Source organism: Streptomyces graminilatus, assembly GCF_001418565.1.
GTDB lineage: Bacteria > Actinomycetota > Actinomycetes > Streptomycetales > Streptomycetaceae > Streptomyces > Streptomyces graminilatus.
The window spans coordinates 1-11,629 of sequence record NZ_LIQQ01000171.1 but is presented as its reverse complement, the minus strand read 5'-3'; the positions used below and the strand labels follow the sequence as shown (position 1 = coordinate 11,629).

General features: G+C 72.2%; 11 protein-coding genes. 8 read left to right on the top strand and 3 right to left on the bottom strand.

Annotated features, from left to right (window positions below):
• Window positions 1-46 precede the first annotated feature (46 nt).
• From AOK08_RS16175 to AOK08_RS16165, 3 genes are read right to left on the bottom strand one after another with little or no spacing between them, the layout of a single operon-like run.
• Window positions 47-1,015 (bottom strand): aminoglycoside phosphotransferase family protein, encoded by a 969-nt coding sequence (locus AOK08_RS16175; protein ID WP_055526269.1) that lies wholly within the window; start codon window positions 1,013-1,015, stop codon window positions 47-49.
• A gap of 55 nt (window positions 1,016-1,070) precedes the next feature.
• On the bottom strand, window positions 1,071-1,541 hold the full coding sequence (locus tag AOK08_RS16170; protein ID WP_055526268.1) for a ferritin-like domain-containing protein: 471 nt from the start codon (window positions 1,539-1,541) through the stop codon (window positions 1,071-1,073).
• Entirely contained in the window at window positions 1,538-2,101 is a 564-nt protein-coding gene (locus AOK08_RS16165) for a hypothetical protein (RefSeq protein WP_055526267.1), read from the bottom strand. The genes AOK08_RS16170 and AOK08_RS16165 overlap by 4 nt, the downstream gene beginning before the upstream one ends.
• Before the next feature lie 234 nt (window positions 2,102-2,335).
• On the opposite strand from AOK08_RS16165, the gene rimP reads away from it, so the two are divergent.
• The 8 genes from rimP to AOK08_RS16120 all read left to right on the top strand — a co-directional run.
• The gene (rimP, locus tag AOK08_RS16160) at window positions 2,336-2,857 is read left to right on the top strand and encodes a ribosome maturation factor RimP (protein ID WP_055526266.1); all 522 of its coding nucleotides are present in this window, start codon (window positions 2,336-2,338) and stop codon (window positions 2,855-2,857) included.
• Window positions 2,858-2,859: 2 nt separating this feature from the next.
• Window positions 2,860-3,870, top strand: coding sequence for a transcription termination factor NusA (gene nusA / locus AOK08_RS16155; protein ID WP_055526265.1), 1,011 nt, complete (start codon window positions 2,860-2,862; stop codon window positions 3,868-3,870).
• Between the two features lie 112 nt (window positions 3,871-3,982).
• Window positions 3,983-4,261: a YlxR family protein gene (locus tag AOK08_RS16150; RefSeq protein WP_079054056.1), complete on the top strand. Its 279-nt coding sequence runs from the start codon at window positions 3,983-3,985 to the stop codon at window positions 4,259-4,261.
• A 147-nt stretch (window positions 4,262-4,408) separates the two neighbouring features.
• Window positions 4,409-7,576 (top strand): translation initiation factor IF-2, encoded by a 3,168-nt coding sequence (gene infB, locus AOK08_RS43210; RefSeq protein WP_079054055.1) that lies wholly within the window; start codon window positions 4,409-4,411, stop codon window positions 7,574-7,576.
• Window positions 7,577-7,946: 370 nt separating this feature from the next.
• Window positions 7,947-8,240, top strand: a complete 294-nt coding sequence (locus AOK08_RS16135; protein ID WP_055526261.1) for a DUF503 domain-containing protein — start codon at window positions 7,947-7,949, stop codon at window positions 8,238-8,240.
• A 155-nt stretch (window positions 8,241-8,395) separates the two neighbouring features.
• The gene (gene rbfA, locus AOK08_RS16130) at window positions 8,396-8,845 is read left to right on the top strand and encodes a 30S ribosome-binding factor RbfA (protein ID WP_055526260.1); all 450 of its coding nucleotides are present in this window, start codon (window positions 8,396-8,398) and stop codon (window positions 8,843-8,845) included.
• On the top strand, window positions 8,842-9,750 hold the full coding sequence (truB, locus tag AOK08_RS16125) for a tRNA pseudouridine(55) synthase TruB (protein WP_055526259.1): 909 nt from the start codon (window positions 8,842-8,844) through the stop codon (window positions 9,748-9,750). Before rbfA ends, truB begins: the two co-directional genes overlap by 4 nt.
• Window positions 9,751-10,056: 306 nt before the next feature.
• Window positions 10,057-11,629, top strand: a 1,573-nt coding sequence (locus AOK08_RS16120; RefSeq protein WP_338400138.1) for a trypsin-like peptidase domain-containing protein, incomplete at its 3' end; no start/stop codon positions are given.

Sequence of the window (11,629 nt, the reverse complement as noted above, 5' to 3'; positions counted from 1 at the left end):
CGCGACAAGCCCCCACCGGCCCGCAGCCGACGATGCACCGACTCCCTCAAAGCCACCCAGCGAACTCCAGCAACAACTCCGCATCCCGCACACGCCCCACGCGCAGTGCCCGCACCCCCGACTCCACCGCCCGGAACAGCGTCCACCCCCGCAGCCGTTCCTGATCCACGTCCAACGACTCGGCCAACCGCTTCACCCGCCGCCGCGTGATCGCCGCCCCCGACGACGAGGCGATCAGATCCTCCACCCGGTCCCGCACCAGCCGCGCCAAATCGAACGCGCACTCACCGACCACCGGGTCCGGCCCGACCGCCAGCCAGGGCACCCGCCCGGCGGCCAGCACCTTGCTCTGCCGGAACGTACCGTGCAGCAACCGTGCCTCGGGCGGCGCGACCAGCAACTCCTCGCGTGCGGCGAGCGCCGCCTCGACCAGCGGCGCCACCGTGGCATCCGTACCGGCAGTCGCCGACATCGCCTCGGCCTGTCGCCCGGTCCGCGCGGCCACCGTCTCGAACACCGCCGCCGAGCCGACCGGCGGCTCGACCCACAGCCGCCGCAACGTCCCCGCCGCCTCCAGCAGCGCCTTCGCCTCGGGCAGCGATCGCACCGACACATCCGGATGAAGCCGTTCGAGCAACAGCACACCGTCACCGCCGGAAGTGTGGGAGTCGTCGGAGTCGCCTGAGTCGCCTGAGTCGCCCGAACCGGCAGAGCCGGTGGCCGACTCCAGCAACTGCACCGCGCCCGCTCCACCCCAGTGCGCCAGCGCCGCCCGCTCGCTCTCCGGCCGGGCCCGGCGCGGCGCGAGTTTCAGGACGGCGGGCGTGCCGTCGGCCTGCCGAACCAGCACCACCAGGCTGCTGCGACCACCCGGAACCTGGACCCGCTCCACGGTCAACGCGCGTAGATCCACCTCTCGTCGAGCCGTCGCGGACACCCGCGCCAGCCAGTCGTCACCGTCCGGTGCCGTCTCGCCGAGCGCCCTCACCAGACGGGGCGGCGGTTCGAAAGCCATGCGCGAGTTGTTTCCTTCCGGTACGCGGGATGCGACAAGCGGTGTGCCGTACGGGCTACGGCTCGGGTGTCGCCGACGCGGCGCCGGCCCGCTCGGCGAGACCAGGGAAGGGTACGCTCCCGCCCCGCCAGCGCGCCGCCCGTACCGCGGCCTCCCTGAGTCCCTCGGCGCCCGTCCGGCGCCGCTCGCCCACGGCCGCCCGGACCAGGTCGGAGTACACCCCGGCGATCCGCTCCTCCAGCTCGGCCGCGAGCCGGACGGCGGTCTCCGGGTCCGACACCGGGAACGGCAGGGCGTACCCGGCCGCCGCCGCCACCGGCGCGCCGCCCAGGGCCCGTACCACGCGCGCCAGCTCGTCGCGCCGGGCCCGATGGGCGTCGTACGCGGCCATCGCCTCGCCGCGACGAGCCGCACCGATCAGCCCGCCGACGACCCCGTACCCGTACACCGCCGCGTGTTCGGCGCCCAGGGCGGCCTGGAGGGCGGCCAGCTCGCCGGTGCCCTTGTCCGTCGCCGTTCGAGTCACTTCGCACCCTCCGTCAGCAGATACACATGCGCGGCCCCGGCAGCCGCGACCGAGGCGAGCAGTCGCGCCAGCTCGCCCGGCACGTCGAGCAGCTCCTTCGTACGCCGGTCCACGAGGGCCCGTTCGGCGGCGGCGAGCCCGGCGAGTGCGTCCCGCTCGCTCGTCGGCGCCGCGGCGGCGGCAGGCGAGGCGGGCGCGGAAGCGGACGTGGAGGCCGGCTTCGGTGTCGGCGTCGGTGTCGGCGTGGGTGTCGGCTCGGCGCTGCCGAACGACTTCGCGTGCCGTACGACCTCCGCCCGCAGCTCCGACAGCCGCTCCGCCAGCGCCGGGAACGCGGCGATGGCCGTGTCGTACTGCCGTACGAGCCCGGTGCTGTCGCGCGCCGCACGCGCGCGTGTGCGTTCGGCGACCGACGGGCTTCCGGAGCTCGTGGCCGTCGTGTCCGGCTCGGCGGTGCAGCCCGCGAGGAGGGCGGCGCCCGCGGCAGAGGCGAGCAGGGTCCTTCGGCGCAAACCCGGAGAGGCTCCCGGTGGGGTGTGCGGCGGTGGGGGGAACGGCACGGCAGACGTCCTCGGAGGGCTTGTTCGAACAGGGCACCGGAGAAGGGCGGCAGGGCGGCAGGCCCGCGATCACCGTACCCGCGCCCCGGCCCGTCGCCCGCCACCGGCGCAGCCGGGCGCCGGGCAGGTGGCGGGCGGTGTCCCGGTGGACGGCAACACCCTCCGGGACCGGATACCCTTTGACCTGACACGCGACCTACCCACAACAGCACACGCGGCCGAGGAGTCACCCGGATGAGCACCACCCAGAGCGAGAGGCTTCGAGAGCTCCTGGAGCCGCTCGTCAGCTCGCAGGGTCTCGATCTCGAAGAGATCGCAGTGGAATCCGTCGGGCGCAAGAGAGTGCTGCGGGTCGTCGTCGATTCCGACGACGGCGCCGATCTGGACGCGATCGCCGATGTGAGCCGCGCGCTCTCGGTGAAGCTCGACGAGACGGACGCGATGGGCGCGGGGGAGTACACCCTGGAGGTCGGCACCCCCGGCGCCGAACGCGAACTCACCGAGCACCGGCACTACGTACGAGCCGTCGAGCGGCTGGTGAGGTTCCAGCTCACCGAGGGCGGCGGCGACGTGGTCGCCAGGATCCTGACCGTGGACGACGAGGGCATGGACCTCGAAGTGCCGGGCGTGAAGGGCCGCAAGGCCACCGCCCGCCGGCTCGCCTTCGCCGACATCGACAAGGCCCGCGTCCAGGTCGAGTTCAACCGCAAGGACAAGCAGGATGAGCAGGACATGACGGAAGAAGAGGAGGCGTAGCCGTGGACATCGACATGAGTGCCCTGCGGGGCTTGGTGCGGGAGAAGGAGATCTCCTTCGACCTGCTGGTCGGGGCGATCGAATCGGCCCTCCTCATCGCCTACCACCGCACCGAGGGAAGCCGCCGCCACGCGCGCGTGAAGCTCGACCGGGAGACCGGTCATGTGACCGTGTGGGCGAAGGAGGACCCCCAGGAGCTGGAGGAGGGGCAGGAGGCACGCGAGTTCGACGACACCCCGTCGGACTTCGGCCGGATCGCCGCCACCACCGCCAAGCAGGTCATCCTCCAGCGCCTGCGGGACGCCGAGGACGACGCCACGCTCGGCGAGTACGCGGGCCGCGAGGGGGACATCGTCACCGGTGTCGTCCAGCAGGGCCGCGACCCGAAGAACGTGCTCGTGGACATCGGCAAGCTGGAGGCCATCCTGCCGGTGCAGGAGCAGGTCCCCGGCGAGACCTACACGCACGGGCTGCGGCTGCGTTCGTACGTCGTACGAGTGGCGAAGGGTGTGCGCGGCCCGTCCGTCACCCTCTCGCGCACGCACCCCAACCTGGTGAAGAAGCTCTTCGCGCTGGAGGTGCCCGAGATCGCCGACGGTTCCGTGGAGATCTCGGCCATCGCCCGTGAGGCCGGCCACCGCACGAAGATCGCCGTGCGGTCGACGCGCAGTGGCCTGAACGCCAAGGGAGCCTGCATCGGCCCCATGGGCGCCCGGGTGCGCAGCGTCATGGCCGAGCTGAACGGCGAGAAGATCGACATCGTCGACTGGTCGGACGACCCGGCCGACATGGTGGCGAACGCGCTGTCCCCGGCACGGGTCAACAAGGTCGAGGTCGTCGACCTCGCCGCCCGTTCCGCGCGCGTGACGGTCCCCGACTACCAGTTGTCGCTGGCGATCGGCAAGGAGGGCCAGAACGCCCGCCTCGCCGCCCGCCTCACCGGCTGGCGCATCGACATCCGCCCGGACACCGAGCAGCCGTCCGAACAGCCGGGCGAGCGGCCCCGCGACTAGTGCCGGTCCGGCGGGGGAATAGATCCAAGCCGCAGGTGGCTGAGATCACGACAACTGCCGTTCGATTCTTCCCCTGAAGGGGTGAGGTCGCTACGGGGAGGTAGACTTAGGAGTGTCTGGCCGGACGCGTGCCCGCGTATGCCCTGAACGCACCTGTGTGGGGTGTCGGGAGCGAGCGGCCAAGAAGGATCTGCTGCGCATCGTGGCGGTCGAGGGTGAATGCGTCCCCGATCATCGCGGTACGCTGCCCGGCCGGGGTGCGTACGTGCACCCCGCCCTGGTCTGCCTGGACCTGGCGGTCCGCCGCCGGGCCTTCCCGCGGGCACTGCGTGTCCAGGGAGCGCTCGACGTGGTGGCGTTGCGCCGGTACGTCGAGCAGGAAACACCGTAAAACGTGTCGCACGGAACCCCGTGCGGCTCTGGTACCCCCGCGAGTTGGAAGTAGGTCGAGATTGCGATGAGCACTCGATGAGCACGCGATGAGTACGCCCATGAAGTAGCGACGGTCCGGCCGCAACCCGGACCTAAAAGGAGCGAAGTGGCTAAGGTCCGGGTATACGAACTCGCCAAGGAGTTCGGGGTTGAGAGCAAGGCTGTCATGGCCAAGCTCCAGGAACTCGGTGAATTCGTCCGATCGGCATCCTCGACGATCGAGGCGCCCGTAGTACGCAAGTTGACAGACGCCTTCCAGGGCGGGAGCAGCGCCAAGCCCGGCGCCCCGCGCAAGGCTGCCCCCAAGCCCGGCGCGCCCTCCCCGGCGCAGGCGGCCCGTCCGGCTGCCCCGAGGCCGCCGGCCCCCAAGCCCGCCGTGGCCGAGAGCCCCGCCGCACCTGTCGCGCCCAGCGCGCCGAGTGCCCCGGTCACTCCCGTGACGCCGGCCCCCCAGGGCTCGCGTCCGACGCCTGGCCCCAAGCCCGCGCCGAAGCCGGCCCCCGTGGCGCCGACCACGCCGGAGTTCACCGCTCCGCCGTCGGCCCCGGTCACGCCGGCCGCCGCACAGGCTCCGCGTCCCGCCACCGGCGCCCGTCCCGGTGCGCCGCGTCCCGGCGCCCGTCCCTCGGGTCCGGGTCAGGACCGTCCGGGTCAGGACCGTGGCCAGGACCGTGGCCAGGGCCGCAGTGAGCGTCCGGGCGCCCCGCGTCCGGGTGGTCAGGGCGCGCCGCGTCCCGGTGGTGCCCGTCCGGCCGGTCCCCGTCCGGGCAACAACCCCTTCACGTCCGGTGGCTCCACCGGGATGGCGCGTCCGCAGACGCCCCGTCCGGGCGGCGCCCCGCGTCCCGGTGGCCAGGGTGGCCCCGGTGCTCCCGGCGGCGCTCCGCGTCCGCAGGGTGCCGGCGGCGGTCAGGGTGCTCCGCGTCCGCAGGGTCCGGGCGGCGCTCGTCCGACCCCGGGCGGCATGCCCCGTCCGCAGGGTGGTCCCGGTGGCGCTCCGCGTCCCGGCGGCGGCCCCGGCGGCAACCGTCCCAACCCCGGCATGATGCCGCAGCGTCCCGCTGCGGGCAGCCCGCGTCCCGGCGGTGGCCCTGGTGGCCGCGGTCCCGGTGGCGGCGGCGGTCGTCCCGGCGGTCCCGGTGCCGGCGGCGGTCGTCCCGGTGGCGGCGGCTTCGCCGGTCGTCCGGCCGGTCCCGGTGGTGGCGGCGGCGGCTTCGCCGGTCGTCCGGGTGGTCCCGGTGGCGGTGGCGGCGGCTTCGCCGGTCGTCCGGGTGGTCCCGGTGGCGGTGGCGGCGGCGGTCGTCCCGGCTTCGGCGGTCGTCCCGGTGGTCCGGGTGCCCGTGGTGGCACACAGGGCGCCTTCGGCCGTCCCGGTGGTCCCGCGCGTCGTGGTCGCAAGTCGAAGCGGCAGAGGCGCCAGGAGTACGAGGCCATGCAGGCCCCGTCGGTCGGCGGCGTGATGCTGCCGCGCGGCAACGGACAGTCCGTCCGCCTGTCGCGTGGTGCGTCCCTGACCGACTTCGCCGAGAAGATCGGCGCCAACCCGGCGTCCCTCGTCGGCGTGATGATGAACCTCGGCGAGATGGTCACCGCCACGCAGTCCGTCTCCGACGAGACGCTGAAGCTCCTCGCGGACGAGATGAACTTCGTCCTGGAGATCGTCAGCCCGGAGGAGGAGGACCGCGAGCTGCTCGAGTCCTTCGACATCGAGTTCGGCGAGGACGAGGGTGGCGAGGAGTTCCTCGTCGCGCGTCCGCCGGTCGTGACCGTCATGGGTCACGTCGACCACGGTAAGACCCGCCTTCTCGACACCATCCGCAAGACGAACGTCGTCGCGGGCGAGGCCGGCGGCATCACGCAGCACATCGGTGCGTACCAGGTCGCGACCCAGGTCAACGACGAAGAGCGCAGGATCACCTTCATCGACACCCCGGGCCACGAGGCGTTCACCGCCATGCGTGCCCGTGGTGCGAAGTCGACCGACATCGCGATCCTCGTGGTGGCGGCCAACGACGGTGTGATGCCCCAGACGATCGAGGCGCTGAACCACGCCAAGGCGGCCGGTGTGCCGATCGTGGTCGCGGTCAACAAGATCGACGTCGAGGGCGCCGACCCGACCAAGGTGCGCGGTCAGCTCACCGAGTTCGGTCTCGTGGCCGAGGAGTACGGCGGCGACACGATGTTCGTCGACATCTCCGCCAAGCAGGGCCTCAACATCGAGGCTCTTCTGGAGGCCGTGGTCCTCACCGCGGACGCCTCGCTCGACCTGCGGGCCAACCCGGAGCAGGACGCGCAGGGCATCGCGATCGAGTCCCACCTGGACAAGGGCCGCGGCGCCGTCGCGACCGTCCTGGTCCAGCGAGGCACCCTGCGGGTCGGCGACACCATGGTGGTCGGCGACGCGTACGGCCGTGTCCGCGCGATGCTCGACGACAAGGGCGACAACGTGGAAGAGGCGGGTCCCTCGACCCCGGTCCTCGTCCTCGGTCTCACCAACGTCCCGGGCGCCGGCGACAACTTCCTGGTCGTCGACGAGGACCGTACGGCGCGTCAGATCGCCGAGAAGCGGGCGGCGCGCGAGCGCAACGCCAACTTCGCCCGCCGGGGTGTCCGGTTCTCCCTGGAGAACCTGGACGAGGCCCTCAAGGCCGGTCTGGTGCAGGAACTCAACCTCATCATCAAGGGCGACGCGTCCGGTTCGGTGGAGGCTCTCGAGTCCTCGCTGCTCCAGCTCGACGTCGGCGACGAGGTCGACATCCGTGTCCTGCACCGCGGTGTGGGTGCCGTCACCGAGTCGGACATCGACCTGGCGACCGGCTCCGACGCCATCGTCATCGGCTTCAACGTCCGCGCTGCGGGCCGCGCGGCGCAGATGGCGGAGCGCGAAGGCGTGGACGTCCGGTACTACTCGGTGATCTACCAGGCCATCGAGGAGATCGAGGCAGCCCTCAAGGGCATGCTCAAGCCGGAGTACGAAGAGGTCGAGCTCGGTACGGCGGAGATCCGCGAGGTCTTCCGCTCGTCCAAGCTGGGCAACATCGCCGGTGTGCTGGTCCGCTCCGGCGAGGTCAAGCGCAACACCAAGGCGCGGTTGCTGCGCGATGGCAAGGTCATCGCGGAGAGCCTCACCATCTCCGGTCTGCGTCGCTTCAAGGACGACGTCACCGAGATCCGCGAAGGGTTCGAGGGCGGTATCAACCTCGGCAACTTCAACGACATCAAGGTCGACGACGTCATCGCGACCTACGAGATGCGCGAGAAGCCGCGAGGCTGAGCAGTCGGTACGTGATCAGGCTGGCCGGCGGGGGATTCCCCTCGCCGGCCAGCCTGGCCGTGTGCTGGGGGCTGCCGCCCCCCAGACCCCCGCTATCGGCCCTGAACGGGCCTCGTCCTCAATCGCCGGACAGGCTGAAAGATCAATCCCCGGCCGGGGACATCCAGCCCGTCCGGCGATTGAGGACGAGCGCGTTCAGCGCGAAGGGGGGTCTGGGGGCGCAGCCCCCAGGGTCGGGAACGGGTAGGGGCGGCGGGGGCGAGAACAATCCCGTCGAGCCACCGGCCCATACGCTGTACCGTTCTCGATGTCCCCGCCCACACCGCCGGCGGGGCCATCGATCCCGCACCGGCGGGTCATCCGGATACACATGTACGTGGGGACTCTGTCCTTCGACCTCCTGCTCGGCGACGTACGCTCGCTGAAGGAGAAGCGCTCCGTCGTCCGCCCGATCGTCGCCGAACTCCAGCGCAAGTACACGGTGAGCGCGGCCGAGGTCGAACACCTGGACCTGCACCGCAGAGCCGGCATCGGCCTGGCGGTGGTCGCCGGGGACGTGGGGCACATCACCGATGTGCTGGACCAGTGCGAGCGGCTGGTGGCCGGTCGCCCCGAGGTGGAACTGCTGTCCGTACGACGGCGCCTCCACGGCGACGACGACTAGCACTGATGGCCGACCGAACGGCCGCGCGGACGCACCGGACGCACAGACGAACAACCTGCGAGAACGCAGAAACCGCAGAAACCGCAGAACCGCAGTACCGCAGAAGAACCGCAGAATCGCACAGACGCAGAACAGAAAGAACGGGAGACGGACCAGTGGCCGACAACGCGCGGGCGAAGAGGTTGGCTGACCTCATCCGAGAGGTGGTGGCCAAGAAGCTGCAGCGCGGGATCAAGGATCCGCGGCTCGGCACCCACGTCACCATCACGGACACCCGGGTCACCGGGGACCTCCGGGAGGCGACCGTCTTCTACACGGTGTACGGGGACGACGAGGACCGGGCGGCAGCCGCCGCCGGACTGGAGAGCGCCAAGGGCGTTCTGCGCTCCGCCGTCGGCCAGGCCGCCGGTGTGAAGTTCACACCGACGCTCGCCTTCGTCGCGGACGCCCTCCCGGACACCGCCAAGAACATCGAGGACCTTCTCGACAAGGCTCGTGCCTCCGACGCGCAGGTGCGCCAGGCGTCCGCGGGCGCCGCGTTCGCCGGTGACGCGGACCCGTACAAAAAGCCTGAGGACGACGACGAGGACGACACCGCCGAATGACGCAGAAGAGCACCAGGACGCCCGACGGGCTTGTCATTGTCGACAAGCCGTCGGGCTTCACTTCGCACGACGTGGTCGCCAAGATGCGCGGAATCGCCAAGACCCGCCGCGTCGGACACGCCGGCACCCTCGACCCCATGGCCACGGGCGTGCTCGTCCTCGGGGTGGAGCGCGCGACCAAGCTCCTCGGCCACCTCGCGCTGACCGAGAAGGAGTACCTGGGCACCATCCGCCTCGGCCAGAACACGCTCACCGACGACGCCGAGGGGGACATCACCTCCTCCACCGACGCCTCGGGGATCACCCGGGAGGCCGTCGACGCCGGTGTCGCCAAGCTGACCGGCCGCATCATGCAGGTGCCGTCCAAGGTCAGCGCCATCAAGATCGACGGCGTGCGCTCCTACAAACGGGCCCGTGAGGGCGAGGAGTTCGAGATCCCGGCCCGCCCGGTCACCGTCTCCTCCTTCGCGGTGTACGACGTCCGGGACGCGGTCGCCGCCGACGGCACCCCCGTACTCGACCTGGTCGTGTCGGTGGTGTGCTCCTCCGGTACGTACATCCGCGCGCTGGCCCGCGACCTGGGCGCCGACCTCGGGGTCGGCGGGCACCTCACCGCGCTGCGCAGGACGCGCGTCGGACCGTACAAGCTGGACGCGGCCCGGACGCTCGACCAGTTGCAGCAGGAGCTGACGGTGATGCCGGTCGCCGAGGCGGCCACCGCCGCGTTCCCGCGCTGGGACGTGGACGAGCGGCGGGCGCGGCTGCTGACGAACGGCGTACGGCTGGAGGTGCCCGAGGAGTACACGGGTGTCGGCGCCGTGGCCGTCTTCGATCCCGCCGGGCGGTTCCTCGCCCTGGTGGAGGAGGAGAAGGGCAAGGCGAAGAGCCTCGCCGTCTTCGTCTGAGGTGCCGGCGATGTCCGGTGACGTCCTACGACGTCCGGTGACATACCGACGAGGTTCCGGGCCGTGGAGCGGCGGCGATCACGGGGACGCGTTCCCGCCGCTCCACGGTTCCCCCTCGGTTCCCCCACCCAGAGGTGTATCCATCCCCCGCGCCTCATTCACCCGTCCGGGCAGGCGCTCGGAGTGAACCGAGGGGGCGGAGGGGGGCGCGTTCGCCACAAGCACTGTCCCGCTGATCATCGATTGCCTACCGTCGTAGTAGACGCGTGCGTACGCAGGCTCGTGTGAACGGCGGGGAGGACGACGATGGCGGGACGGGGCCCGCGCGCCGGGGGCGGCCGTCGGCCGTCGGCCGACGCGCGTGAGACACGGGACGGCGAAACCGCCGTCGGGGCCGGTGGCGCGCCGCTCGTGAAGGTGTGCGACCTGGCCGGACGCCCTCGCGGCACGGGCTTCGTCGCCGACCACCACGGCACGCTGATCACCAGCCACGAGGCGGTCGACGGCCTGGCCCGGCTCGTCCTGCACGGCGCCGCCGACCGCACCTGCGTGGTGTCCACGGCCGATGCCGTGACACCCCTGCCCGCCCTCGGTCTGGCCCTCGTGCACACCGAGGGGCTGGGCACCGACCCGCTCCCCGTCTCCGCACGGGACCGCGTCCCGACCGGAACGTATGTGCGGATCGCGGCGGGCGGCTGGCGCGAGGCACGGGTACTCGGCACGACCGACGTCACCTATACGGCCACGGACCGCTTCCACGTCCTTCCCGACGCCCTTGAGCTGGCGATCGGCACGGCGGGCAGCGACGCGCTGCGACTGGGCGGCGGCGCGGCCGGGGGACCGGTGCTCGACCGTACGACGGGAGCCGTACTGGCGGTACTGGGCACCGCCCTGCTGCCGCGCCCCACGGGCGAGTCCGCGCCGTCGGCCGGACACCGCGCCGCCGGTTTCGCACTCCCGTTGCGCGACCGGCGGGCGGACGGGCCGGGCCCCCTCGCCGATCTCCTCGCCCGCAACGCGGCGACGGTCCCCGCGTACTGCGCCGACCTCAATCTGGCGGGTGTCCTGGAACTGACGGCCACCTCGGTCGGCTCGGACGGACCACCCGGCGCGCTCGCGGGCTTCATGGGCCGCACCTCGGGCGGCCTGGACACGGGAGTGGTCGAGCCGGTCGAACGGGCGGAACCGGCAAGGCGGTTGAAGGCGTTCACCGCCGGACGCGAGACCCCGGCCGTCGTCCTCGGCCTGGTGGGGGCCCCGGGCAGCGGCCGTACGACGGAACTCGCGGCCCTCGCCGCCCGCCGCCACCGGGACCCGGAACCGGCCCCCACCCTCTGGCTGCGCGGCGCCGATCTGCGCGACGACGACACCTCGGTGGCGGACGCGGCCCGCCGCGCGCTGGACCGGGCGGGCCGGATCGTGGCCGCGTCGGGCACGTACGGCGACGGCCTGGGCGACATCTCCCCTGAGCGTCTGGCCGCCCTCGCCCACGACAGCGGCCGTCCCCTGCTGCTCCTTCTCGACGGCCCCGAGGAGATGCCGCCGCTCCTCGCCCACCGGGCCCCCGAATGGACGAGGGCGACGGAGGAATGGCTCCGGACAGCCAACGCCCGCCTGGTGATGGCCTGCCGCCCGGAGTACTGGGAACAGACGGGGAGCCCGTCCACGTCCACGTCAACGTCCCCGTCCCCGTCCCCGTCCGGTCCGGGAATCCCCTCTCAACGCCCCTCGCACCCCCCGCACCTCCGCCTCCAGATCCACCTCACAGACCTCACCGAGGCCGAGGCCAGGCAGGCACAGGCCCGTTACGCCATCCCCGAGACCGCCCTCACCCCCGCGGACGCCCGCCACCCCCTCACCCTCTCTCTTATACACCTCT